This is a genomic window from Streptomyces sp. UNOB3_S3, assembly GCF_020740895.1.
Classification (GTDB): domain Bacteria; phylum Actinomycetota; class Actinomycetes; order Streptomycetales; family Streptomycetaceae; genus Streptomyces.
Genome location: NZ_JAILXP010000014.1, coordinates 1 through 22,593, shown reverse-complemented (window position 1 = coordinate 22,593; position 22,593 = coordinate 1). Strand labels below are relative to the sequence as shown.

Below are 22,593 nucleotides of genomic sequence, written 5' to 3'. Positions count from 1 at the left end.
CCCACGCAAGCGGAATGTCATTTCCGATTTTTTGCCCGTGCACATGCAAAATGTGGAGACTCGCTCAGGCGAATCCATTCGGGGCGTGCCGCCGAAGCCGCCGGTACGGACGCGGGGCGGCAGGCGGTGGCGTGCGGCGGCGGTGCGCCGACCGAGACGACCGCATAATCGTTTGCCGCCGGCCGGTCCGGCCGGATAGGAAGCTCGCATGCTGAGAGGTGGCAAGGTCGGGCTCAGGGCCCGGCACGAGGACGACATCCCGATACTCCGGGCCGAGCTCTACGACGACGTGGTCAACTCCTCGCGGGCCGAGAGCGGGCCGTGGCGGCCGATCACGCCCGGCTCGAAGGACCCTCGGCTCGTGGTGGACGACAAGGAGCAGGGGCACGTCCAGTTCTCCGTGGTGGAGCTGGAGGGCGACACCCTGATCGGCACCGCGACGCTGTGGGGCATCGACAACCACAACCGGTCGGCGCACATAGGGCTGGGGCTGCTGCCCTCCTCCCGGGGCAAGGGCTACGGCACCAACGTGGTCGCGACGCTGTGCCACTACGGTTTCGTCGTGCGCGGCCTGCGGCGGCTGCAGATCGAGACGCTGGCGGACAACGCCGCGATGCTGCGCTCCGCCGAGCTCAACGGCTTCGTCCGCGAGGGCGTGCTGCGCTCCTCGGCCTGGGTGATGGGCGAGTTCCTGGACGAGGTGCTGCTCGGGCTCCTCGCCGAGGACTGGAAGCGGGACTGACATGATCATTGTCGCCGGGGAAGCCCTCATCGACCTCGTCCCCGCGGGGCCCGCCGCCGACGACGAGCTGCCCGCCCTGCTGCCCCGGCGCGGCGGCGGCCCCTACAACACCGCCGTCGCCCTCGCCCGCCTCGGCTCACCGGCCGCCTTCTGCTCCCGGCTGTCCACCGACCACTTCGGCGAGGCCCTCCTGCGTGCCCTGACGGCGGACGGCGTGGACACCTCCCTGGTCCAGCGCGGCCCCGAACCCACCACCCTCGCGGTGGCGCACATCGGCGACGGCGGCTCGGCCACGTACACCTTCCACGCGGAGGGCACCGCGGACCGCCTCTTCCGGCTCCCCGCCGGTCTCCCCGCGGAGGCCCGCGCGATCTCCTTCGGCACCTGCTCCCTCGTCCTGGAACCGGGGGCCGGGGCGTACGAGGAGCTGATGCGCCGCGCGTCCGGGAACGGCCTGTTCACCGTGCTCGACCCGAACATCCGGCCGGGCCTCATCCCCGACGCCGACGCCTACCGGGCCCGTTTCCGCTCCTGGCTGCCCCACACCACCGTGCTCAAGCTCTCCGAGGAGGACGCGGCCTGGCTCGCGGGATCCACCGCCCTCGCAGCCGCCGTCGAGGAGTGGCTCGCGTCGGGCCCGTACGCCGTCGTGCTCACCCGGGGCGGCGCCGGCCTGACCGTCCGCACCCGCGACGGCCTCGAACTGTCCGTTCCCGGCACGGAGACGGACGTCGTGGACACCATCGGGGCCGGCGACACCGTCAACGCCGCGCTGCTGCACCGCCTGGACCACCACGGCGCGCTCACCGGTACGCCCGCCCTGGACGCGGACCAATGGCACGACGTCCTGGCCTTCGCCGCCCGCGCCGCCGCGCTGACCTGCTCCCGGGCGGGAGCGCGGCCGCCGTACGCCGCCGAACTCGAGGCGGGGGAACGCCCGGTCATGCGCTGACCCGCCGCGCGTCGTGACGGGGCCACGCCCGTCTCCCCGGCACGCCGGTCGGCGCCTCGGCGGGATTGTCAGTCCCCCCTGCCATGCTGAGAGCCGATCGTCTCCCGCACGGCCGCCCGGCCCCCACCGGGCGCACCGACACGCTCCCGCGGCCGAAAGGGCACCCGATGCTGACGTCCACCCATGTCCCCGGCGAGCCGGCCTGGCTCGACCTCGGCACCCCCGACATCGACGCCGCCGTGGCGTTCTACGGCGCGCTCTTCGGCTGGGAGTACGCCTCGGCCGGCCCCGCCGTCGGCTACGGCTTCTTCCGCCTGGGCGGCAGAACCGTCGCCGGTATCGGACCGCTGACGGAGGAGGGCGCCGGCTCGGCCTGGACGGTGTACTTCCGCACGGAGGACGCCGACGCCACGGCGAAGGCCGTGGAGCAGTCGGGCGGCACGGTCCGCATCCCGCCGGGCGATGTCTTCACCGCGGGCCGGATGGCCGGCTTCACCGACCCCACCGGCGCCGAGTTCGCGATCTGGCAGCCCGGTGACGTGGCGGGGGTGGACCTGGTCAACGCCCCGGGCTCGGTCGGTTGGGTCGAGCTGTACACGACGGACCTGACGGCGGCGGACGCGTTCTACCGTTCCGTCCTGCCCTGGGACACCCGGGACGTGCCGGTGGGCGGCGGCCTCGAGTACAAGATCGCCGCGCCGGCGGGTGGGGGAGCGGACGCCGCGCACGGTGGCCTCATGCAGCTGCCCGAGGGGCATATGGCCGGGGGCTCCCGTTCCGAGTGGCACCCGTACTTCGAGGTCGCCGACTGCGACGCCACGGTGGCCGTGGCGTCGGAGCACGGCGCCATCGTCCTCATCCCGCCCATGGACGCCCCGGGCATCGGGCGCGTGGCCATGTTCCTGGACCCCTTCGGAGCCCCGTTCGCGGTCATCAGGAGTGTCGAGTCCTGACGTTCGCCGCCGCGGCACCACCCGAAACCTGGGCGGTCAGCGGCCCTCGCCGGGCGGCGTGCCGCAGCTCGGGCCGCCCGGACCGTCGAACTGCACGGAGCTGAAGAAGTCCCGGTAATCGGGGAAGAAGTTGCCCTTGCCGGTCGGCCCGGCGGATGTGACCGCGGTGCAGCCGGTGTAGTTGGCCTCGGACCAGAGGTAGATGGTCGAAGCGGTGCGGTTCCAGTCCGATTTGGCCCGGTCGTTCATGCCGACAGTCGCGAGGTCCGGCACGCTCCCGCGTAGTTTGACCATGTCGCCGGTGCCATCGAGGCCCGAGAACATGCAGTAGTAGCCGTCAGGGCAGCGGTCGTATCCGTCGGCGGCGTGGGCCGTGGAGACCGGCAGCGCGGTGGCGGCCATGGCGGCCATCGGAACGAGCAGGGCGCGCAGGGTGCTTCTCATGGACGTGTACTCCTCGTGCGTCGGGGCCGTTCGCCCGCTACGTCAAGGATCGAGGAACCGGTGCTCGGTGCCAAGGCCGCGTCTCGCCCGCGCCCCGAGGCGGCCTGACAGCCAGGCGGTTGTCGCCGCGTCACCTGTTTGACTGGTGACGAGCCCTGTGCGACAGTCGGTCACCGAAGAAGTCGGTGCACATCGACGCACGGAGTGATTCGCATGATGAACAGGCGTAACTTCGGCAGGGCCCTGGGGCTGGGCACGAGCGCGGCCGCCGCCTCACTGACCGGCCTGCGGGGCTCGCAGGCCGCGTCCGCCGCCACTCGGAACCCATCCGGGGCATCGACCGCCCACGCGGTCACCCACGAAGCGCACACCACCTTTCCGCGGTTGAAGCAGGTCAAGGCCGGCGTACTCGATGTCGGCTACGCCGAACTGGGCCCCGCGCACGGCCCCGTGGTCATCTGCCTGCACGGCTGGCCGTACGACATCCACAGCTACGTCGACGTCGCCCCTCTCCTCGCCGAGGAGGGCTACCGGGTGATCGTCCCGTATCTGCGCGGGCACGGCACGACGCGCTTCCTCTCCGGCCGGACGTTCCGGAACGGTCAGCAGTCGGCCATCGCCCTCGACCTCATCGCCCTGATGGACGCCCTGAAGATCGAGAAGGCGGTCCTGGCCGGCTTCGACTGGGGCTCGCGCACCGCCGGCATCGTCGCCGCGCTCCGGCCCGAACGCTGCAAGGCCCTGGTGTCCGTGGGCGGATACCTCATCACCGACCGTCAGGCGAATCTGAAGCCGCTGCCTCCCAAAGCCGAACACGCCTGGTGGTACCAGTACTACTTCTCCACCGAGCGAGGCCGGCTCGCCATGGAGGACAAGACCCTGCGGCACGACCTGACCAGGCTCGTCTGGGACACCGTCTCTCCTACGTGGCAGTTCGACGACGCCACGTTCGAGCGCACCGCGGCGGCGTTCGACAACCCCGACTACGCGGCCGTCGTCATCCACAACTACCGCTGGCGCCTGGGCCTCGCCGACGGCGAGCGCCGCTACGACGGGCCGGAGAAGCGGCTCGCCGCGCGGCCGGTCATCGAGGTCCCCACCATCACCCTCGACCCCGAGCGGGACCCTTTCACGGCCCCGGGCGACGGCGCCTCGTACCGGGACAGGTTCACGGGCGCGTACGAGCACCGAACCCTCAAGTGGATCGGCCACAACCTGCCGCAGGAGGCACCCGCCGCCTTCGCCCAGGCCGTCGTCGACGTGGACCGTTTCTGACGACGTATCCGCCCCAGACCGAAACGGAGTCCGATCATGGAACACCGGAACACCACGGACGGCGCCGCAGCGGCACGCCGAGCGCGGTTCGGCAAGCTGCCCGAGCCCATCCGCTACGAGGACATGGTCGAGGAGAGGGCGGCTACGGCGAGCGGCTCGACGTGTCACGCCCATGACCCCGAAGGGTCGTGGAAGTTCTTCTCCTGCCTCGCCGTCGACCTCGGCCTCTGAACAGAGGCGACCGGACGCGCGCCGCTCCGGCAGGCGGCGGACCTTGCCCGGCCTCGTCGTCACCTGTCAGAATGGTGATGTGAATCTCGACCATGTCTTCGTGTGCGGAAACCCGGCACTCGACTTCGCCGCGACACTGCGCGCGCGCCGCTCGGTGCGCTTCGAGATGTTCACGACGCCCGCCAGACTGACCGCGTGGTACGTGGAGTCCGGCCTCGTCGACGCGGTCTCCCCCGGGCGGGAGGCCGACGTCGAGCAGGCGAGGGCCGTGCGCGAAGCCGTCTACCAGCTGGTCACGGCCCGTCGGCTCGGGGAGGAGTACGACAGGGCGGCCCTGGCCGTGGTGAACGACGCGGCACGCAAGCCGCCCGCGGTGCCGCAGCTCACCCCGTCGGGGCGCTGGACGCAAGCGACGCCGGAAGAAGCGCTCTCCCTGGTGGCGCGTCACGCCGTCGAGCTGCTGAGCGGGGAGGACGTGCCCCTGCTCAAGGAATGCGGCAACCCGGAGTGCACCCGCACCTACATCGACCGCTCGCGGGGCACGCGCCGCCAGTGGTGCGGCATGGAGTCCTGCGGCAACAAGATCAAGGCGGCCGCGTACCGCGCCCGCAAGAAGTCCGCCCACACGGCGGCCCGCTGACCCCGCCTCAGGCCTGCTGACCGACGCCTCACACCCTTCCCTGGTTGAGTCGACCAACCGTGTCCATCAACACAATCGCCCGACATTGTCGCCCGACAATGTCGGGCGTACGTTGGTCCGCAATCGACTGCTGGTGTGAAACGAAAGGCGGCCTTCATGGCTCACGCGTCCGTTGGCGCTGCCCAGGCGATCCCCGAGCGTCCAGCGCTGCCCCTGATCGGCCACGCCCTCGAGCTGCTCAAGAGCGCCGACGGCCACGACCTCCTGATGAAGGAGATCAAGGAGATGGGGCCGGTGTTCCGGTTCCGCGTCTTCGGGACCGGGACCGTGGTCGTCGGCGGCCTGGATCTGGTGACGGAGCTGTCGGACGAGTCCCGGTTCCGCAAGAGCCTGTCCCCGGACCTGATCGAGGTCCGCCGGTTCGCCGGGGACGGTCTGTTCACCGCCTTCAACCACGAGCCGAACTGGCGCAAGGCCCACGACATCCTGATGCCGGCGTTCTCGCTCGGCGCGATGCGCGACTACCACGGCACCATGCTCGGGGTCGCGCGGTCCCTGATCGCCAAGTGGGACCGGGACGCCGGGGCGCGGGCGGTGGGCGTCCCCGAGGACATGACCCGGCTGACCTTCGACACCATCGGGTTGTGCGGCTTCGCCTACGATTTCGGGTCGTTCCGCCGTGACGAGCCGCACCCCTTCGTCGAGGCGATGTCACGGGCGCTGGCCTTCTCCCAGGACAGGGTCGAGGCCATCCCGGGCGCGGAGCTGTTCAAACGGAAGGAGGCCGAGCAGTTCCGCCGGGACGTCGAACTGATGACGGACCTGGTCGACGAGGTCGTCCGGCGGCGCAGGGCGTCCGGCGACACGAGCACGGACGATCTGCTGGGCCGGATGCTGCACACCCGGGACACGGTGACGGGTGAGGTCCTGGACGACGTGAACATCCGCAACCAGGTGATCACCTTCCTCATCGCCGGGCACGAGACCACCAGCGGCGCCCTCTCCTTCGCCCTGTACTACCTGACCAAGCACCCCGAGGTGCTCGCGCGGGCCCAGGCCGAGGTGGACGCCCTGTGGGGCGACACGGACACCCCCGAACTCGACTACGGCGACATAGGCAAGCTCACCTACATCCGCCAAGTGCTCAACGAGAGCCTCAGGCTGTGGCCGACCGCGCCCGGCTTCGCCGTGGAGCCCCTCGAGGACACCGTCATCGGCGGCAGGTACGCCGTGCGCGAGGGCGAGACCCTCACGGTCTACACCCCGGCCCTCCACCGCGACCCCGCCTGGGGCGAGAACGTCGAGCTGTTCGACCCCGAGCGCTTCGCACCCGAGCGGGAGGAGAAGCGCCCGCTCCACCTGTTCAAGCCGTTCGGCAACGGTGAACGCGCCTGCATCGGCCGCCAGTTCGCCCTGCACGAGGCCACCCTGCTGCTCGGCCTGCTGACGCACCGCTACCGGCTGATCGACCACGCCGACTACCAGCTGAAGATCAAACAGACCCTCACCATCAAGCCCGACGGGTTCACCCTCGAGCTGGCCCGCCGCACCAGTGCCGAACGCCGCCTGCCCACGGCCGCCGCGAGCAGCGCCCCCGCCGGCCGGGACCGTCCCGCGGCCCGACGCGCCACCGGCACCGCGCTCACCGTTCTGCACGGCTCCAACCTGGGCACCTGCGCGGGCATCGCCCGCGACCTGGCCGCGGACGGCGACGAGCACGGGTTCACCTCGTCCGTGGCACCCCTCGACGACCACGCCGGCAAGCTGAGCGCCGCCGGGGGCCCGGTGGTGATCGTGGCCGCCTCCTACAACGGCAGGCCCACCGACGACGCCGCCGCATTCGTCGCGTCACTGGAGGGACTCGCCCCCGGCTCGCTCGACGGTGTCCAGTACGCCGTGCTCGGCGTCGGCGACCGCAACTGGGCGGCCACCTACCAGCGCGTCCCCTCCCTCATCGACGAGCGCCTGGCGGCGGCCGGCGCCACACCACTGCTGGAACGAGGCGCCGCCGACGCCTCCGGTGACTTCGCGGGCGCGGTGGACCGGTGGACGGGCGACCTGTGGACCGCCCTGCTGGAGCGGTACGGCGACCCGGCGGCCCGGGCCACGCCGGCCGCCGGGCCGGAGGAGGGCCAGGGCCGGGAGCAGGGCCTCTACGAGATCCAGGACACCCCCGAGTCGGTCACCGGCGGACTCGCGGCACGGCACGGCCTCCGGCCGATGGAGGTGCTCGACGCGTACGAGCTCGTCGACATGGACCACGAACTCGGCCGTTCCAAGCGCTTCCTGAGACTGCGACTGCCCGAGGGCATCACCTACCGCACCGGCGACCACCTGGCCGTGCTCCCGCGCAACCCGGACGCCCTCGTACGGCGGGTCGCCGACCGGTTCGGCCTCGACCTGGACCGTACCGTCCGGCTGCACGCACGCCGCCGCGGCGCCAACACCCTGCCCGTCGACCGCCCGCTGACCCTGCGCCGGCTGCTGACCGACTTCGTGGAACTGCAGGACCCCGCCACCCGGGAACAGGTCGCCGTGCTCGCCGAGCACACCGGCTGCCCGCCCGAGAAGCGCCCCCTGGCCGAACTCGCCGCGGCGGACCCCGAGACCTTCCACGAGCGGGTCACGGCCGCCGGACGCAGCGTCCTGGACCTGCTGGAGCACCACCGCGCCTGCGAACTGCCCTTCGCGCGCTTCCTGGAGCTGCTGCCGGTCCTGCGCCCGCGCCACTACTCGATCTCCTCGTCCGCCGACGCCTCTCCCGGCGAGGTGGACCTGATGGTGTCGCTGCTCACCGCGCCCCACCGGAGCGGCGAGGGCGTCTTCCACGGCATCGCCTCGCACCACCTCCGGACCGTGACGGCCGGTGACACCCTCCAGGCCCGGGTGCTGCCGTGCAACGAGGCATTCCGGCTGCCCGAGGACCCGTCCGTGCCGGTCGTCCTGGTCAGCGCGGGCACCGGGCTGGCGCCCTTCCGCGGCGCGGTCCTCGACCGGCTGTACACCCGGTCGGCCGGAGCGCTGCTGTGCTACTTCGGCTGCGACCACCCCGACGTCGACTACCTCCACCGGGAGGAGTTCGAAGCCGCCGAGGCGGCCGGAGCCGTGAGCATGCGCCCCACCTTCATGCACGCGCCCGAGGACGGCGTCCGCTTCGTCCAGGACCGCATCGCGCGCGAGAGCGAAGAGGTCTGGGCCGCGCTGGAAGCCGGGGGCCGGGTCCGCGTCTGCGGCGACGGCCGCCGCATGGCCCCCGCGGTGCGGGAGGCGCTCATGGCGATCCACCGCGAGAACACCGGCGCGTCCGGCGAGGAGGCCGCCGCATGGCTGGCCTCCCTCGCGGAGTCCGGTCACTACGCCGAGGACGTCTGGGCCGGCTGATCACCGTCGGCTGATCACGGCCGGCTGGCGGGTCCACGACCAGTGGACCCGCCAGCCCGTCAGCCCGTCGGCATCTCCGCCAGATCCAGCCGCCCACCGGCCAGGGCTATGGTCGCGGAGACCAGGACCCGGAGACCGACGCTTTCCGAGAACTCGTCCGGCGCGTAGAGGCACTGCATCGTCAGCCCGTCGAAACCGGCGAGGAAGAACCGGGCGATCGTCTCCGCCGGCTGGGCGAGCTCGTACCCGGTCCGCGCCGCCGCCTCGCTCACCAGCCTCGCCGTCACCTCGCTCACCCCCCGGTAGTAGCCCTGGTATGCCTCGTTCAGACCAGGAGTGCGCAGGGCGAGCATGCTCAGCTCGGTCAGCAGACGGTAACGGGTCGTCTCCTCCCGCACGGTGCGCCACGAGGCGGCGGCCAGTGCGACGATCGTCTCCTCGAAACCGGCGTCCTCCGGCGCCGCCCGCTCGACCCGTGAAGTCAGGTCGTCGGTGAGCTGCTCCATGACCGCCCGGTACAGGTCCGCCTTCGTGCCGAAGGTGTAATGGACCGTGGCCTGCGCGACGCCGAGCTCGGCGGCGATGGCGCGTGTGCTGCCGGCGGCGACGCCCTCCCTGGTCATGAGGTCGATCGCCGCTTTGATCAGCTGAGGGCGGCGCTCGGCCGCGGAGACATGAGCCATGTCCTCATCGTATCGACCTGGTCGAATGATTGAGTCGTACGACCATGTCAAGGATCCCGAGGACCGGCCGGCCCGTCAGTTCACCACTTCACGGCCCTCAGCCGAGTCGCTTGAGCATCTTGACCGAGGTCGTCTCGTAGCCAAGCGACTCGTAAAGGCCGCGCGCACCCGTGTTGAACCCAAAGACACTGAGGCCAAGCGTATGAGCGCCCTGCGCCCGGGCGTATTCCTCACCGAGGACCATGGCCATTCGCCCGAGGCCCCGCCCCCGCTTGTCGGCGTCGATCATGATGTCCCAGATCCACCAGGCGCCGGCGTCGTCGCTCGTGTCCGGTCCGATCCAGAGGTAGCCGACGGTTTCCCCGGCGTCGTCGACCACGTCGAAGACCGCGTGCCCCGGGCTCGGTGTACCGGAGGGAAAGGAGCGGGCCATGCTTTCGTCCGCATGCCGGTGGGCGTCCTCGGGGGTTTGCCCCGCAGTGACGAGATCTTTGGCGTACTCGGCTCGGCTGCGCTCAAGCCAGTCAGGGAGGAGCCGGGCGTCCAAGTGGCGGAGGGCTACAGACATTGGATCAGCCTCCCACACCGCCGACGGCAGGGCGGTGTCGCCCCCGCCCTTGCCCGATCCAGCGGCACTAGGCCGCGGAGAACTCGTTGCCCTCCGGGTCCCGCATCACCCACCAGTGCCCGGCCGGCCCCTTGTTCACTTCGTGGACGCGGGTCGCGCCCAAGCCTTCCAGCCTGGTCACGAGTTCGTCGAGGCCGCCGGGTGCGCTGTGGACGTCGATGAGCCGGTCGTCCTTTGTTGAGAGCTGAGAGTTGAGAGTTGAGAGGACCCCGGACGTCTCGACGGGCATATCTGACACTCATTCAGTGCAGCTGTCCGATGCCGTTCCCCGGGCGGTGGGTCCGCGCGGTCATCATGGCACGCGGGTCGTCACGGCACGCGTGGTCACCCCCTCACCTGCAAAGCCGTAACCGCCACCCGCCCCGAGGCGAACGGGCACCGGATGGTGGCCTGCCCTTCCCGTCAGCAACGCAAGTACCGGAACGGGCGAGCGACCACGAGCGAGTGAATCGCACAAACCCCATCGCGGCTGCTGCCCTGTGACCACAAGCCCCTTGACCCCTCCTCGAACTTGCGCACGACGAAACGCCCGTGAGGGGCCGTGACGGACTCCGATCGGGGGCCGTTTTTCCGATCACTCGTCCGATCCGCGCGTCAACGAGGAGACACGGTGCGTCACCATCCCATCTGCCACACAAACGACACGAGGGTGCCCTTGTTCGAACAACAGCGGCCGGCCATCCCCGCCCTGCGCGGGAAGAGGGGCCCGGCATGATCGAACGAAACCGCTACCGGAGCGTGATCGACGTCATGGTCCTGCTCCACCGCACCGACGGGCGCGTCCTCCTGCTACGACGGGCCGGGAACGTCTACGCCAGCGGCCTCCTCGCCCCGCCCGGCGGGCACCTGGAACACGGCGAGACCGTCACCGACGGAGCCCTGCGCGAGGTCAGCGAAGAAGTGGGAGTACGCATCGCTCCGGCCGACCTGGAGTTCTGCCACCTCATCCACCACCGCAACCCCGACGGAGAAGCGCGACTGGGCGTGGTCTTCACCGCCCAGCGATGGTCCGGCGAGCCGCGCAACCGGGAGCCGGGCAAGTGCTCGGCACTGCTGTGGGCGAACCCCGCACAGCCACCTGCGGACTGCGTGCCCTACACGGCCGCCGTACTGGCCCAGTTCACCTCCGGCGCGCTGCTCTCCACCCACGGCTGGGCCACCACCACGGGAGGGACAGCGTGAAACTCAAGAACACGCCGGTCTCGGCCTCTGATAAATCCGGCGAAGCGGAAGGATCGGAATCGGAAAGGCTCCTCTTCGGCGGGCCGCTGCTGTACGACGCCCGCTGGGCCGAGCACGACAAGGCATTCTTCGAGATGTCGCTGTGGACCATGGCGGTGCGGATGCCCCGCCTGGTCGCCTTCACCGTCCGCCTGGCCCGGCGGGCCGACCGCCGCTCCCTGTGGACCGTCGGAGCCGGAGAGCTCGTTCGCGGGGTCAGCCAGGCGATCGGCCTGATCGCCGTCAACGCGGTCCTGTCGACCGTCCTCGCGGTCGGCACGATCGGCCACCGCGTGCAGGCCGCGATCCCCGCCATGATCGGCGTCGCGGTCACCGGCATCATCGGCGCCCTGGCCACCGCGGCCTCCACGTCCGGTACCGGCCGACTGGAGCCCAAAGTCGAGCGCGTGGCCACCGAGTTGTACCTCGCTCACGTGGCCGGAGTAGAGCTCGCCGCCATCGAGGACGCCGACTTCAACCGGCTGATGGACAGCGCCCAGTACGGAGCCGGAGCGGCCCGGCGAATGGTCAACGTCTGCACCGGCGTCGTCGGCTCCCTGGTGTCCTTCGCGGCCGCCGCCGGCGTCCTCACCATTCTCCACCCGGCCCTGCTGCCACTCCTCGCCCTGATGACCGTCCCCCGGTCCTGGGCGTCACTGCGCAACGCGCGCGCCCGCTACGCCAGCTACCTCAAGTGGATGCAGCATTCGCGCGCCGGGCGCCTGCTGAGCCAGACCCTGACGCGCACCGGGCCCGCCCCGGAGATCCGCGTCCACGATGTCGGCCCGTTCCTCCTCCGGCACTTCCGCGGAATGTCGGAGGCATCCGAGGCCGAGCAGTCCCGCCTGGCTGTCAGCCGGGCCCGGGTCCGCCTGGCCGCCTCCGCCCTCACCGGCATCGCCGCCGCCCTGACCTACGCGTCCCTCGGTGGCCTGCTGGCCACAGGGGTGATGTCGCTGTCGGTGGCCGGTACCGCGGTCCTGGCCATCCGCAGCGGCGGGCAGAGCCTGACCACCCTCGTCCTCCAGGTCAACAACCTCTACGAGGAAGCCTGCTATGTCCAGGATCTCGAACGGCTCTTCCGGGAAGCCGTGAAGCACGAGATCCCGGTCGGCGGGCTGCCGGTCCCCGAGAACCTGTCATTGATCCGCTTCGAGAACGTCACCTTCCACTACCCCGAGGACGGCGACGAGCCGGAGGAACCGACGAATACGAATACGAAAACGAAGGACAAGCGGGACAAGCGCCCGGCGCTCAAAGACGTCACCCTCGATATCCCCGTTGGGAAAATCGTGGCACTGGTCGGAGAGAACGGCTCCGGAAAGACGACCGTGTCCAAGCTGCTCGCCGGGCTGTACCAGCCGGACGAGGGCAGCATCCTGTGGGACGGCACCGACGCCCGCGACCTGGACCGAGCACAGCTCTGGTCGAGAATCGGGATGGTCGGCCAGGACTTCCACCGCTGGCCCTTCACCTGCCGCATGAACGTCGCCATCGGCCGCACGGACCGGCCGGTCGACCCTCAGGGCCTGGAATCCGCCGCCTCGCACTCGGGGGCGGACAAAGTCGTCGCCGAGCTGCCCAAGGGCTGGAACACGCTACTGTCCAAGGGCTACAAGGGCGGGCACCAGATCTCCGGCGGCCAATGGCAGCGCCTCGGCATCGCCCGCGCCCGCTACCGCGACGCCGCCGTCCTCATCGTCGACGAACCCACCTCGGCACTGGACGCGAAAGCCGAGCTGGAGGTCTTCGACCAGATCCGCGCACTCGCCGACACCGGACAGACCGTCCTGCTGATCACCCACCGCCTCGCCTCCGTCCGCCACGCCGACCTCATCCACGTCCTGGACAGGGGCGAACTGCGCGAGACCGGCACCTTCGACGAACTCCTGCACAAGCCGACTGCGGGCGTCTTCCGCGAGCTGTACGAGATGCAACGCGCCCAGTTCCAGGACACCGCCGCCCTGCCCGGCCAGCGCAAGCCGGCCGACACCGCGAAAAGGAGCGACACCCGGTGAGGGATGCCCCGGCGGGAAGGAGCCTGCGGCGGCACGTCGGTCGCCCTGCCGCTGACCGCCCTTCCCGCCGGGGTGGGAACCCGGCAACCGGGATGCCTGGGATAGCGTCCCTCTCGTTTGTCAGAAGTGAGAGGATGCCGTGGAAATCCAGTTTCAGGTGCGTGGGCGGGGCGCCCACCGGTGGCTCATGCTCGGGATGGCCGCGACCGGAGCGCTGTGCCTGGTCATCGGGCTGATCTTCGCGGGGGTGTCGGTTTCCTTCCTGACGGATGCGAAGCGGGCCCGAGGCACGGTGGTGGCCCTGGACTGGCGAGAGGACCACGGCGGCGGATCTCGCAAGGTGCGGTCCGACGACGAGCCTGTGGCGTACCCGGTGATCGAGTTCACGCCGGCGGACGGCACGCCGAGGAAGTTCCGGGACTCGGCGGGTTCCAACCCACCGTCGTACGAGGTGGGTGAGCAGGTCGAGGTGCTCTACCGTCCGGGCTCCCCTGAGGACGCGCGGATCAAGGGGTTCCTCTCGCTGTGGCTGATGCCGCTCATCTTCGGTGGGATCGGGCTGGTGTTCACGGGGATCGCCACCGTCATGGCGTTGGTGACCCGGCGACGTCGCTGATCAGCCGCGTTCGTCGGCGTGGGCGGTGACGGTGGCTGAAGTTCCCGTGCCGAGGCGGGTGTTGCGGCTGCGGCCCGCAGGTGTTGGCGGCGGCCGGGTTGATCGTCACTGCTACGGTTCGTACCGGTGATCGGAGGTCATCGACGGGTCGATCTCGGACCGGCCTCACCTCTGATGGAGGCTGTGCACCGGCATCAGCATCAGCCGCACCAGCGACAGCCCAAGGAAGGAAGAACCGCCATTCCCGCCAAGATGTTGCAGATTCCCACCCCGGACGGCCAGGCCGACGCTTTCGCCGTTTTCTCCGACGACGGTGAGCGGCACCCGGGGGTGCTGCTGTACATGGACGCCATCGGCCTGCGGCCCGTGCTGGAGGAGATGGCCCGCGAGCTGGCCGGGCACGGGTACTACGTGCTCGTCCCCAACGTCTACTACCGGCACGGCCCGGCACCGGTGGTCGAACTTCCCGAGCACATCGGAGAGGGCGTCCGCCCCGCGCTCTTCGCCCGGCTGATGCCCCTGGTCGAGGCGCACACCACCGAACGCGCCCTGCGCGACGCCGACGCCTACCTCGAGTTCCTCACCGCCCAGCCCGAGGTCAGCGCCGGACCGGTCGCCGCGATCGGCTACTGCATGGGCGCCGTCCTGGCGGTGCGCACCGCCGCGGCCCACCCCGGCCGGGTGGCCGCCGTCGCGGGGTTCCACCCCGGCGCCTTGGTCACCGACGCGCCCGACAGCGCGCACCGCCTCGTCCCCAACCTCACCGCCGAAGTCCACGTCGGTCTCGCCGAAGGCGACATGACGCCCGAAGCCCTCGGCGAGCTCAACCAGGCCCTGGATGCCGCGGGCGTCGGCTACACCACCGAGATCTACCCCGGCACCATCCACGGCTTCACCATGTCCGACACCGACGCCTTCGACCCCACCGCGCTCCAGCACCACTGGGACCGCCTGCTCCCCCTCCTCGACCGAGCCCTGGCCGGCAGCTGAGGCACCGGCCCGCCCGCTCGGCCCGTTCGCCATCGGCGACCCAGTGGCGTGGCAGTGACCAGGACCTCAGACTGGAACGGAGAGACTGGGACGCGCCTCCCGGGCGGGTGCGCACGGTGAGCGCCGTGCGCACGGCCCCCGCTCCGGGGCGCGTACAACACCACCAACAGCACGACCGTACCGAGGACCGTGATGGCCATGTCATCCGATGACAGGATCCTCCGCCTCCGTGTGACGGCGAAGGATGCGGACACCCTCCGTGCCCTGCTCCGCGACGAGCGCCTCGACGTCGGCGGACGACCTCAAGGGCACGAGGACGGCGGTGTGGGCATCGACGCCTACGTGCCCGCGGGGAAGGCCGAGGCGCTGGAACGCGAGGGAGTGACGGTAACGGTGGTCGACGACGCCACCGCCACCGGGAAAGCCCGCCAGGCCGAGGTGGGGGAGGGCGACCGGTTCGCCGCTCCGGACTCCGTTCCGCGCGGGCTGGGAGAGAAGATCGAGGACTGACTGACAGACTGACCTGACCCTGTGAGGTCGCCATGTCGACATACTTCAACACCACCGAGGTCGACTCCGCCGTGGTCCGCCTGGCAGGCGCGTACCCGGAGCTGACCCGGCTCATCGAACTTCCCGAGCCGTCGGTCGAGGGCGTGACCTGCCATGCTCTGGGCCTCGGCGCCGCACCTGACGGAAACGGTGACGGGCACAAGGGCTGTGTCGTCCTGACGGGTGGGATTCACGCCCGCGAATGGGGCAGCTGCGAGATCCTCGTCAACCTCGCGGCCGATCTCCTGGAGGCGTACAAGACCGGCACCGGCCTCGCCTACGGCGGCGCCCGGTTCGGCTCGGCGCAGATCCGCGATCTGCTGGACAACCTGTCCGTCATCGTCTTCCCGCTCGTCAACCCCGACGGACGGCACTACAGCCAGACCGTCGACCCGATGTGGCGCAAGAACCGCAACCCCGCCCATGCCAACAGCGACCCCGCCTGCGTCGGCGTCGACATCAACCGCAACTTCGACTTCCTCTTCGACTTCACCACCGCCTTCGACCCGGCCGCCGGGCCGAGGGTCTCCAGCGACCCGTGCGACTACCAGACGTACCAGGGCCCGCACGCGTTCTCCGAGCCCGAGACGCGCAACGTCCGCTGGCTGCTGGACACCCATCCGGCGACCCGGTGGTTCATCGACGTGCACAGCTACTCACAGGACATGCTCTTCGTCTGGGGCGACGACGAGAACCAGTCCACCGACCCCACCCAGAACTTCCGGAACGCCGACTTCGACGGGAAACGCGGAGTGGCCGGGGACACCGCCTACCGGGAATACCTCCCGGAGGACGACGCGAACACCGCCGCCACGCTGGCCGAGCAGTTCTGCGAAGGAGTGCACGGTGTACGCGGGGTCAGGTACCGGCCGATGTCGGGCTTCCACCTGTACCCGACCAGCGGAACCAGCGACGACTACACCTATTCCCGGCACCTCGCCGACGACGGACAACGCAAGGTGCACGCCTTCACCATCGAATGGGGCAAGGAGGATCCACGCTCGGCGGAGGCCAGCTTCCACCCTCCCTGGACGGAGATGAAGCGGATCATCAAGGACGTCGACGCCGGGCTCATCCAGTTCTGCCTGGCGGCACTGCAGACGTGAGCGCGTAAGGCCGGCCTCACCACGCGCCCGCAGCACCCTCAGTGCCGCCCCCGTACCCGCCGATCGGCGGCTCCCGCCCTGCGCCGTGGTGTCGCGGGTGTCACGGTGATTCGTGCGCGGACGAGCGAGAGGAGAGCGGTATGCCCAGGGGTTCCAGCGCCAAGCGCGAGCGGCAGTACGAGCACATCAAGGAAAGCGCGCTCGATCGCGGTGAGAGCAAGGACCGGGCGGAGGAGATCGCTGCGCGCACCGTCAACAAGGAGCGGGCCCGCGCGGGCGAGTCGAAGACGGCCAGCCGCACCTCGATCCAGGACATGTCGTCCTCCAAGCGCGGCGGGCAACGCTCGCACTCCGGCGCCCAGGGCCCGACCAAGGAACAGCTCTACAACGAGGCGAAGCAGAAGAACATCGAAGGCCGCTCGCACATGAACAAAGCCGAGCTGAAGCGGGCTCTGGGGCGAAGCTGACCCGGCCACGGCCGATCGCATGTCCTCGCACGGCACGCCCGGAGCGGACCCGCCGGAAGCCGGGGAGCCGTGGCGGGACGGGCGCAACGAGTCCCCCATGCAGCGGGCGGACCGGCGCTGGAGCGAACTGCTCCAGGAGGTGCGCGTCACCCAGACAGGCGTACAGATCCTCTTCGGCTTCCTTCTCACCGTCGCCTTCACACCGCGCTTCGCCACCCTCGGCGCCACCGACCGCGTCATCTACGTCGTCACGGTGGTGCTGGGCGCGGCCACCACCGGCGCCCTGGTGGGACCGGTCGCCTTCCACCGGATCGTCAGCGGGCACCGGCTCAAGGCGCAGACCGTCACCTGGGCCGCGCGGCTCACCATGCTGGGTGTGGTCCTGCTGCTGGCCACCGTCACCTCGGCGCTGCTGCTGATCCTGCGGATCGCCCTGCACAACGCGGCGGTGCCCTGGGTGGTCGCCGGGGTGGTCGCCTGGCTGGTGCTCTGCTGGTTCGGGCTCCCCGGATGGGCGTTGCACCGGTACGAGCGCAGGAAGTGACCGGACGAACGGGCCGTGGCCTTCGCCTACCAATCCTTCGCCTACCAATAGTGGCGTCGGCCTGCGACAGCATGACCCGCGGCCCCCAGGACCCACAGGATGAGGCCTACGACCAGCAGGATGATGCCGATCGTCCACAGGATATGGAAGCCCAGCACGAATCCGATGACGAGAAGGATGACACCTAGGACGATCACGACGATCTCCTGAATTCCCGGTTTGCCTGCTTGCTCAGATCACATCGCTCGAGGCTTCAGCGAGGGCGGTGGCGTGTTGGCCTTTCGCCACCTCTGCAGGCGGAGGGAGGGCGGCTGTCCGAGGCAGCCTTTCCATTACCCGAGTCGGCCTTGCGGCCGATAGATGCCTCAAATTTCAGGATATCTCCGTCGGAGTACAGGGGAAAGGCCCGGGCCGAACCCAACCCACAACACACCCTGTCTTTCCCCGGGCCGACGTCGCCCGGCGGCCGATACTGAGGCGCGTTCTCGCCGGGCACGGAGGTGACACGAGGCACGGAGGAACGGCCGAGGCGTACGGGAGGTCGTCGGCTGGTGGGCCGGGCTCACCGCGTTGTGGATCACGCTCATCAGCACGGTCGACGCGTGGGAAGCGGCCGTCGGAGCGACGGGCGGCACTGGTGGGAGCCTGGGCCGCCCGCGCCGCCCGTCGCGCGGCCCGCGGATGAACGGATGGCTGGCCGCCGCCGCTCTGCTTCTGACCGGGGGCGTCGGGCCGAGCCTGTGGCACGCCGCGCGGGGCGGCCCCGGGCGGCGCGTCGTGGCCCAGAACTACGCGACGCTTCTGCTGTGTCTGGTGTTCCTGCTGCTGGCGCAGGGATACGGGCGCCCGGCCTATGCCGACCTCGCGCTCGTCGTCTCGGTACTCGGGCCCGCCGGGACCCTGGTCTTCGCCCGGCTCCTCCTCGCCGACGCCGAGCGGGAGCCGCCCGGAACCCGGTGGCTCACGCCCGTCCTCACGGGCGGCACGGCCGCGACGGTGCTTCCGCTGTGCGTGGTCACCGGCCCGGGCCGCGCGACAGCCAAACTGCTCGTCATCGCGGTCCTGCTGTCGTCCGGGGGAGTGGCCACGATCCGGGCGGTGCGCCGTGGCTGACATGAACGCCGACATGACCCTCGACGACGTCCTCGTTGCCGCCTCACTGCTGCTCGTCACGGCGGCGGCCACCGCCGCCGTCCTCAACCGGGACCCGGCCCGCCAGGCCGTGGTCCTCTCTCTCCTCGGCCTGGGGCTCGCCACGGCCTTCACGGTCCTCCAGGCACCCGACGTAGGCCTCTCCCAGCTCGGGGTCGGCTCAGCCTCACCCCGCTGATGATCCTGCTGACGGTGCGCAAAGTCCGCAAACGGTACGACGAGCAGAGCGGGAAGCGACGCGGACGAGCCGGCGCGCGCGGCTCGGCGTCCTCACCGCGGGGCTCCTCGCGACGGCGGCACTGCTGCTGGCCGCCTTCCTTCAACTGCCGCGCTTCGGCGGTTCCTGGCACCCCTACGGCGACCGGGCGGTCGAGGCGGCCCTGGGACGGCACACGGCGAACACCATCTCCGCCGTCAACTTCGACCAGCGCGCGTTCGACACACTCGGCGAGGAGAGCATCCTCTTCGCCGCCGTGCTCGGCACCGTCGTCCTGCTCCGCAGGACCGGCGACGAGCGGAGCTCCGCGCCACACCCCCGTGGCCATGCCGCCCGTGCTGCGTCGTTACGGGGTCGCCGCCCTGCCGGTCACCCTTCTCATCGGGCTGTACGTGATCGCGCACGGTCAGCTCAGCCTGGGCGGCGGCTTCCAGGGCGGGGTCGTCGCCACCGCCTTCCACCTCCTGTACGCCGCCGTCGACTACCGGGCGCTGGAACGCGGCCGGCCCGTCGGCCTGTACGAGATCGGCGACGCCCTGGGCGAGGCGGCGTACGTGCTGACCGGCCTGGGCGGGCTGCTGGCCGGATCGGCGTACCTGGCCGACGTGCTGCCCTACGGAACGTTCAACACGCTCGCCTCCGGGGGCACGGTGCCAGCTGCTCAACGCGGCCGTGGACGTCGAGGTCGCCTCGGCCGTCGTCGTCCTGCTCGCCCACTTCCTGCGCCAGGCCCTGGAGATCGAGGGAGGACGGACGTGACGGTGCTGCCCCACCTCGTCGCGGGATGGGTCTTCCTGATCGGCGTGCACGGCCTGGCCACCAGCCGTGATCTGGTGCACGCCGTGGGCTGTCTGTCCGTCGCCCAGTCCTCCACCTATGTGCTGCTGCGGGCCGTCGGCTACCGCCGGGACGGCACCGCCCCGGTCTTCTCCGACGTCCGGCCCGGTGTCACCGTGGTCGACCCGGTCGTACAGGCACTGGCCCTGACCGATGTCGTGGTGGGCGCGACGGTGACCGCCCTGCTGCTCGCCCTGGTCGTCCAGACCGCCAAACGGCACGGCGCCACCGACCCCGACGAACTCTTCGAACTGAGGGGCTGAACCACGGTGGACCGGTTGCTGCCGCTGATCGTGGCGGTACCCCTGCTCGGCGCCGCCCTGCTGGTAGGGCTGGGGCGACGCATGGCGCGCCCGGCGGCGGAGACCGTGGCCTGCGCGTGCGCCGCCGCTTCCACGGGCCTGGCCGTAGCCCTCCTCTTCCATGCCACCTCCCACACCACCGCGGTGGACTGGGTGGGCGGCTGGGTGCCACGCCACGGGCACAGCGTGGGGATCGTGCTCGTCGGCGACCGGGTGGGCCTGGGGCTGGCCGCGCTGACCTCCCTGCTGGTGACCGCCGTGCTCGGCTACTCGTGGCGCTACTTCGACGAGCCGCCGCACGGCCATCCGGGCGCCTACCCCGCGCTCGTCCTGCTCTTCCAGGCGGGCATGTGCGGATTCGCGCTCACCGGGGACCTCTTCGACGCGTTCGTCTTCTTCGAGCTCATGGGCGTCGTCGGCTACGCGCTGACCGGCTACCGCGGCGAGGAGAAACGCCCGGTCCAGGGCGCCCTGGCCTTCGGATTCGTCAACTCCCTCGGCGGATACGCGTCGTTGCTCGGCATCTCCCTGCTGTACGCGCGCACGGGCGAGCTCGGCATGGCCCAGGCGGGCCGGCGACTGGACACCACGCCCCATGGCGATGTCCTCGTCGTCGCGGCGTTCGTCCTGATCGTGACGGGACTGCTGGTGAAGGCGGCCGCCGTGCCCTTCCACTTCTGGCTGCCGGACGCGCACGCATCCAGGCCGTGGGCGTGGAGCAACTGGTCACGGAAGCGGGGGTCACCAGGGCGACCTTCTACCGCCACTTCTCCAGCAAGGACGGGCTGGTCGTCGCCTACCTGGAGGCCCGCGGGGCAAGGGTGGAGGACGCCGTGGCGGCCATTCTCGCCGCTCATCGGGGCCGTGGCGCCCTGCTCGCCATCATGGACATGATCGGCGACAATCTCTGCCGGCCGGGGTTTCGCGGCTGCGGCTTCCTCAACGCCGCCGCGGAGTACCCCGACCCCACACATCGGGTACGCGTCCGCATCGCCGAGCACCGCCGCTGGTTCCACGGTGTACTGCGCGCCGTGGTCCGCGACGCGGGTCACCCCGACCCCGAGCGTGTGGCCCGGACCCTGGTCGTCCTGCGGGACGGAGCCATGGTGGGCGGATATCTCGACGACCCGCGCGCCATCAGGGCGACACTGCGCGAGGCCGCGGAGAACCTTCTCACGTCATGACCGGACCCCCACGCGCTCGGCGCTCGCCCTCCGGCGATCGATCCGACTGCGGCTCAGGACATGGTCGGGGACATGGTCGAGCGGAGGCAGTTCAGAGCCACCGCTGTGCCGCCTCAACGCTGTCCCCGCCACTGGTGTTGAACGCGATCGCGGCCTGAGGCGCATGGCGGCGGATCAGATTCACGATCTGCTCGAACAGCGGAAATAGCTGTTCCGTTTTGCGGATCCCACCGCCGACGACCACAACGTCCCAAGGGCGCTCGGTCAGTGACGCGACGAGGGTGGGCTCGGCCGATTCGTCGAACACGATCAGCGTCATGGCCGCGTCGATGCCGTGCTCACCGAACCGGGCCAGCTCCGCGTCGAGAGCCGCGCCAAGAGCCTCCCCGTCGACGCCGGGTATCGCTCGCGGGTCGTAACCAACAACAAGTGCAGAAGACATGCGGCCAACCTACCCAGCCCCGCCCGAACATGATCCGCCGGACAGGCCCGAGCGGGAGCCCCCACCATGGCCGGCTCTCAGGGGCGAGCGCGGTCGGTGATGGTGACCGTGCCCTTCTTGATGACAGCGAGCCGTTGCGCGGTGCGAGCGATGGCGGAGTCGTGGGTGACCATGACGAAGGTCAGCCCGTTCTCCTTCCACAGCGTCTCCAGCAGGCCCACGATCTCGTCCCGGGTGGCCTCGTCGAGGTTGCCCGTGGGCTCGTCGGCGAGCAGGACCTTCGGGTTCTTCACCAGCGCGCGGGCGATCGCCACACGCTGTTGCTGACCGCCGGAGAGTTCGCTCGGCAGGTGGCGCAGGCGCTCGCCCAGGCCCACCGATTCCAGGGCCTCGGCCGCACGGCGACGCCGCTCGTCCGCACCGACGCCGAGCGGTACGAGCGCGGTCTCGACGTTCTCCTGGGCCGTGAGCGTGGGAATGAGGTTGAAGCTCTGGAAGACGAAGCCGATCTTCTCGCTGCGCAGCCTGGTCAATGCCGCCTCGCCCAGCCGGGCGAGATCGGTGCCGTCCAGCTCGACGCTGCCCTCGGTGGGACGGTCGAGGGCGCCGAGCATCTGCAGGAGGGTGGACTTGCCCCCGCCGGTGGGGCCCTGGATGACGAGCTTCTCGCCGTCCTCGATGACGAGGTCGACGCCGCGCAACGCCTCGACGGTCTCGCGACCGCGCTGGTAGCGCTTGGTGACTCCGCTGAGTTTGTACATGGGGTGGCTCCGAGGTGGGGGGAGGGAGAAAAAGAAGGACACAGAGGAGGGAGAGGCGGCGAACTACTCGATGCGGCGCAGTGCGTCCGCCGGGCGGAGCCGAGAGGCGCGCCAGCCGCCGAACGCGCCCGCGATCAGGCCACCCGCGACCGCCAGGGCGACGGCGACGGCGACCGTGGTGAGGCTGACCGGTGCGGTGAGGGCGATTTCGAGTGTCTTGCCGCCGGCCCGATGACCGAACCCGCCGCCTCCGCCCCC

Annotated in this window: 24 protein-coding genes and 6 pseudogenes; 22 read left to right on the top strand and 8 right to left on the bottom strand. The window is 70.6% G+C overall.

Features of this window, described 5'->3' with window-relative positions; translation table 11 throughout:
- Nucleotides 1-208 precede the first annotated feature (208 nt).
- The 3 genes from K6I33_RS03160 to K6I33_RS03150 all read left to right on the top strand — a co-directional run bounded on the left by K6I33_RS03160 (nt 209) and on the right by K6I33_RS03150 (nt 2,647).
- The gene (locus K6I33_RS03160; RefSeq protein WP_229348111.1) at nt 209-742 is read left to right on the top strand and encodes a GNAT family N-acetyltransferase; all 534 of its coding nucleotides are present in this window, start codon (nt 209-211) and stop codon (nt 740-742) included.
- Nucleotide 743: 1 nt separating this feature from the next.
- Nucleotides 744-1,694 carry a carbohydrate kinase gene (locus tag K6I33_RS03155; RefSeq protein ID WP_229348110.1) on the top strand — a complete coding sequence of 317 codons (951 nt, stop codon included), beginning with the start codon at nt 744-746 and terminating at the stop codon, nt 1,692-1,694.
- Nucleotides 1,695-1,861: 167 nt separating this feature from the next.
- Nucleotides 1,862-2,647, top strand: a complete 786-nt coding sequence (locus K6I33_RS03150; RefSeq protein ID WP_229348109.1) for a VOC family protein — start codon at nt 1,862-1,864, stop codon at nt 2,645-2,647.
- 36 nt (nt 2,648-2,683) lie between these two features.
- On the opposite strand, the gene K6I33_RS03145 is transcribed toward K6I33_RS03150, so the two are convergent.
- The gene (locus K6I33_RS03145) at nt 2,684-3,091 is read right to left on the bottom strand and encodes a peptidase inhibitor family I36 protein (RefSeq protein ID WP_229348108.1); all 408 of its coding nucleotides are present in this window, start codon (nt 3,089-3,091) and stop codon (nt 2,684-2,686) included.
- A 213-nt stretch (nt 3,092-3,304) separates the two neighbouring features.
- Here K6I33_RS03145 and K6I33_RS03140 point away from each other — a divergent pair, with 213 nt between their 5' ends.
- From K6I33_RS03140 to K6I33_RS03125, 4 genes are all read left to right on the top strand, one after another.
- Nucleotides 3,305-4,366 (top strand): alpha/beta fold hydrolase, encoded by a 1,062-nt coding sequence (locus tag K6I33_RS03140; protein WP_229348107.1) that lies wholly within the window; start codon nt 3,305-3,307, stop codon nt 4,364-4,366.
- Nucleotides 4,367-4,402: 36 nt separating this feature from the next.
- Nucleotides 4,403-4,597, top strand: coding sequence for a hypothetical protein (locus tag K6I33_RS03135; RefSeq protein ID WP_229348106.1), 195 nt, complete (start codon nt 4,403-4,405; stop codon nt 4,595-4,597).
- A 79-nt stretch (nt 4,598-4,676) separates the two neighbouring features.
- The gene (locus tag K6I33_RS03130) at nt 4,677-5,237 is read left to right on the top strand and encodes an ABATE domain-containing protein (protein ID WP_229348105.1); all 561 of its coding nucleotides are present in this window, start codon (nt 4,677-4,679) and stop codon (nt 5,235-5,237) included.
- A gap of 156 nt (nt 5,238-5,393) precedes the next feature.
- Nucleotides 5,394-8,618 (top strand): bifunctional cytochrome P450/NADPH--P450 reductase, encoded by a 3,225-nt coding sequence (locus K6I33_RS03125; RefSeq protein ID WP_229348104.1) that lies wholly within the window; start codon nt 5,394-5,396, stop codon nt 8,616-8,618.
- A gap of 59 nt (nt 8,619-8,677) precedes the next feature.
- Here the strand turns inward: K6I33_RS03125 and K6I33_RS03120 are convergent, their stop codons facing one another.
- The 3 genes and pseudogenes from K6I33_RS03120 to K6I33_RS03110 form a co-directional block, all read right to left on the bottom strand.
- Nucleotides 8,678-9,301: a TetR/AcrR family transcriptional regulator gene (locus K6I33_RS03120; RefSeq protein WP_229348103.1), complete on the bottom strand. Its 624-nt coding sequence runs from the start codon at nt 9,299-9,301 to the stop codon at nt 8,678-8,680.
- Between the two features lie 97 nt (nt 9,302-9,398).
- Nucleotides 9,399-9,848, bottom strand: a complete 450-nt coding sequence (locus K6I33_RS03115) for a GNAT family N-acetyltransferase (RefSeq protein ID WP_229348102.1) — start codon at nt 9,846-9,848, stop codon at nt 9,399-9,401.
- Nucleotides 9,849-9,936: 88 nt separating this feature from the next.
- A pseudogene (locus K6I33_RS03110) lies at nt 9,937-10,089 on the bottom strand (VOC family protein); the annotation flags it as partial.
- A gap of 551 nt (nt 10,090-10,640) precedes the next feature.
- Between K6I33_RS03110 and K6I33_RS03105 the strand changes: the two are divergent.
- The 8 genes from K6I33_RS03105 (at nt 10,641) to K6I33_RS03070 (ending at nt 17,440) form a co-directional block, all read left to right on the top strand.
- Nucleotides 10,641-11,111, top strand: a complete 471-nt coding sequence (locus tag K6I33_RS03105; protein WP_229348101.1) for an NUDIX domain-containing protein — start codon at nt 10,641-10,643, stop codon at nt 11,109-11,111.
- Nucleotides 11,108-13,168 (top strand): ABC transporter ATP-binding protein, encoded by a 2,061-nt coding sequence (locus tag K6I33_RS03100; RefSeq protein WP_229348100.1) that lies wholly within the window; start codon nt 11,108-11,110, stop codon nt 13,166-13,168. Before K6I33_RS03105 ends, K6I33_RS03100 begins: the two co-directional genes overlap by 4 nt.
- Nucleotides 13,169-13,364: 196 nt before the next feature.
- Entirely contained in the window at nt 13,365-13,784 is a 420-nt protein-coding gene (locus tag K6I33_RS03095) for a DUF3592 domain-containing protein (RefSeq protein WP_229348099.1), read from the top strand.
- Nucleotides 13,785-14,024: 240 nt separating this feature from the next.
- Nucleotides 14,025-14,774, top strand: a complete 750-nt coding sequence (locus tag K6I33_RS03090; RefSeq protein ID WP_229348127.1) for a dienelactone hydrolase family protein — start codon at nt 14,025-14,027, stop codon at nt 14,772-14,774.
- Nucleotides 14,775-14,972: 198 nt separating this feature from the next.
- Complete coding sequence (locus K6I33_RS03085; protein ID WP_229348098.1) at nt 14,973-15,284, top strand: hypothetical protein; 312 nt, start codon at nt 14,973-14,975, stop codon at nt 15,282-15,284.
- A 32-nt stretch (nt 15,285-15,316) separates the two neighbouring features.
- On the top strand, nt 15,317-16,429 hold the full coding sequence (locus K6I33_RS03080) for a M14 family metallopeptidase (protein ID WP_229348097.1): 1,113 nt from the start codon (nt 15,317-15,319) through the stop codon (nt 16,427-16,429).
- A gap of 140 nt (nt 16,430-16,569) precedes the next feature.
- Entirely contained in the window at nt 16,570-16,896 is a 327-nt protein-coding gene (locus K6I33_RS03075) for a plasmid stabilization protein (protein WP_229348096.1), read from the top strand.
- 19 nt (nt 16,897-16,915) lie between these two features.
- Nucleotides 16,916-17,440 (top strand): DUF6328 family protein, encoded by a 525-nt coding sequence (locus K6I33_RS03070; RefSeq protein ID WP_229348095.1) that lies wholly within the window; start codon nt 16,916-16,918, stop codon nt 17,438-17,440.
- 41 nt (nt 17,441-17,481) lie between these two features.
- Here K6I33_RS03070 and K6I33_RS03065 read toward each other — a convergent pair whose 3' ends face one another.
- Nucleotides 17,482-17,637, bottom strand: a complete 156-nt coding sequence (locus K6I33_RS03065) for a DUF6131 family protein (RefSeq protein ID WP_229348094.1) — start codon at nt 17,635-17,637, stop codon at nt 17,482-17,484.
- Between the two features lie 484 nt (nt 17,638-18,121).
- Between K6I33_RS03065 and K6I33_RS03060 the strand changes: the two genes are divergently transcribed.
- The 7 genes and pseudogenes from K6I33_RS03060 to K6I33_RS03030 all read left to right on the top strand — a co-directional run bounded on the left by K6I33_RS03060 (nt 18,122) and on the right by K6I33_RS03030 (nt 21,132).
- Nucleotides 18,122-18,553 (top strand): MrpF/PhaF family protein, encoded by a 432-nt coding sequence (locus K6I33_RS03060; protein ID WP_229348093.1) that lies wholly within the window; start codon nt 18,122-18,124, stop codon nt 18,551-18,553.
- A 13-nt stretch (nt 18,554-18,566) separates the two neighbouring features.
- Nucleotides 18,567-18,805 (top strand): annotated as a pseudogene (locus K6I33_RS03055) (hydrogenase subunit MbhD domain-containing protein); the annotation flags it as partial.
- 86 nt (nt 18,806-18,891) lie between these two features.
- Nucleotides 18,892-19,568, top strand: a pseudogene (locus K6I33_RS03050) (MnhB domain-containing protein).
- Complete coding sequence (locus K6I33_RS03045; protein ID WP_229348092.1) at nt 19,565-19,909, top strand: NADH-quinone oxidoreductase subunit K; 345 nt, start codon at nt 19,565-19,567, stop codon at nt 19,907-19,909. The pseudogene K6I33_RS03050 and the gene K6I33_RS03045 overlap by 4 nt, the downstream one beginning before the upstream one ends.
- A gap of 6 nt (nt 19,910-19,915) precedes the next feature.
- Nucleotides 19,916-20,656: pseudogene (locus K6I33_RS03040) on the top strand (complex I subunit 5 family protein); the annotation flags it as partial.
- Nucleotides 20,656-20,700: pseudogene (locus K6I33_RS36245) on the top strand (hypothetical protein); the annotation flags it as partial. The pseudogenes K6I33_RS03040 and K6I33_RS36245, both read left to right, overlap by 1 nt.
- A gap of 132 nt (nt 20,701-20,832) precedes the next feature.
- Complete coding sequence (locus K6I33_RS03030) at nt 20,833-21,132, top strand: TetR family transcriptional regulator C-terminal domain-containing protein (protein WP_229348130.1); 300 nt, start codon at nt 20,833-20,835, stop codon at nt 21,130-21,132.
- A gap of 91 nt (nt 21,133-21,223) precedes the next feature.
- Here the strand turns inward: K6I33_RS03030 and K6I33_RS03025 are convergent, their stop codons facing one another.
- The 3 genes and pseudogenes from K6I33_RS03025 to K6I33_RS03015 form a co-directional block, all read right to left on the bottom strand.
- Nucleotides 21,224-21,574 (bottom strand): hypothetical protein, encoded by a 351-nt coding sequence (locus tag K6I33_RS03025; protein WP_229348091.1) that lies wholly within the window; start codon nt 21,572-21,574, stop codon nt 21,224-21,226.
- 77 nt (nt 21,575-21,651) lie between these two features.
- Nucleotides 21,652-22,335 carry an ABC transporter ATP-binding protein gene (locus K6I33_RS03020; RefSeq protein ID WP_229348090.1) on the bottom strand — a complete coding sequence of 228 codons (684 nt, stop codon included), beginning with the start codon at nt 22,333-22,335 and terminating at the stop codon, nt 21,652-21,654.
- Nucleotides 22,336-22,398: 63 nt separating this feature from the next.
- Nucleotides 22,399-22,593: pseudogene (locus K6I33_RS03015) on the bottom strand (ABC transporter permease); the annotation flags it as partial.

What these genes read in the sequence shown, in the direction of transcription:
- K6I33_RS03160 (WP_229348111.1), top strand. Translation starts at nt 209, where the DNA reads ATGCTGAGAGGTGGCAAGGTCGGGCTCAGGGCCCGGCACGAGGACGAC.
- K6I33_RS03155 (WP_229348110.1), top strand. Translation starts at nt 744, where the DNA reads ATGATCATTGTCGCCGGGGAAGCCCTCATCGACCTCGTCCCCGCGGGG.
- K6I33_RS03150 (WP_229348109.1), top strand. Translation starts at nt 1,862, where the DNA reads ATGCTGACGTCCACCCATGTCCCCGGCGAGCCGGCCTGGCTCGACCTC.
- K6I33_RS03145 (WP_229348108.1), bottom strand. Translation starts at nt 3,091, where the DNA reads ATGAGAAGCACCCTGCGCGCCCTGCTCGTTCCGATGGCCGCCATGGCC.
- K6I33_RS03140 (WP_229348107.1), top strand. Translation starts at nt 3,305, where the DNA reads ATGATGAACAGGCGTAACTTCGGCAGGGCCCTGGGGCTGGGCACGAGC.
- K6I33_RS03135 (WP_229348106.1), top strand. Translation starts at nt 4,403, where the DNA reads ATGGAACACCGGAACACCACGGACGGCGCCGCAGCGGCACGCCGAGCG.
- K6I33_RS03125 (WP_229348104.1), top strand. Translation starts at nt 5,394, where the DNA reads ATGGCTCACGCGTCCGTTGGCGCTGCCCAGGCGATCCCCGAGCGTCCA.
- K6I33_RS03120 (WP_229348103.1), bottom strand. Translation starts at nt 9,301, where the DNA reads ATGGCTCATGTCTCCGCGGCCGAGCGCCGCCCTCAGCTGATCAAAGCG.
- K6I33_RS03105 (WP_229348101.1), top strand. Translation starts at nt 10,641, where the DNA reads ATGATCGAACGAAACCGCTACCGGAGCGTGATCGACGTCATGGTCCTG.
- K6I33_RS03095 (WP_229348099.1), top strand. Translation starts at nt 13,365, where the DNA reads ATGGCCGCGACCGGAGCGCTGTGCCTGGTCATCGGGCTGATCTTCGCG.
- K6I33_RS03085 (WP_229348098.1), top strand. Translation starts at nt 14,973, where the DNA reads ATGTCATCCGATGACAGGATCCTCCGCCTCCGTGTGACGGCGAAGGAT.
- K6I33_RS03080 (WP_229348097.1), top strand. Translation starts at nt 15,317, where the DNA reads ATGTCGACATACTTCAACACCACCGAGGTCGACTCCGCCGTGGTCCGC.
- K6I33_RS03075 (WP_229348096.1), top strand. Translation starts at nt 16,570, where the DNA reads ATGCCCAGGGGTTCCAGCGCCAAGCGCGAGCGGCAGTACGAGCACATC.
- K6I33_RS03070 (WP_229348095.1), top strand. Translation starts at nt 16,916, where the DNA reads ATGTCCTCGCACGGCACGCCCGGAGCGGACCCGCCGGAAGCCGGGGAG.
- K6I33_RS03060 (WP_229348093.1), top strand. Translation starts at nt 18,122, where the DNA reads ATGAACGGATGGCTGGCCGCCGCCGCTCTGCTTCTGACCGGGGGCGTC.
- K6I33_RS03030 (WP_229348130.1), top strand. Translation starts at nt 20,833, where the DNA reads ATGGACATGATCGGCGACAATCTCTGCCGGCCGGGGTTTCGCGGCTGC.
- K6I33_RS03025 (WP_229348091.1), bottom strand. Translation starts at nt 21,574, where the DNA reads ATGTCTTCTGCACTTGTTGTTGGTTACGACCCGCGAGCGATACCCGGC.
- K6I33_RS03020 (WP_229348090.1), bottom strand. Translation starts at nt 22,335, where the DNA reads ATGTACAAACTCAGCGGAGTCACCAAGCGCTACCAGCGCGGTCGCGAG.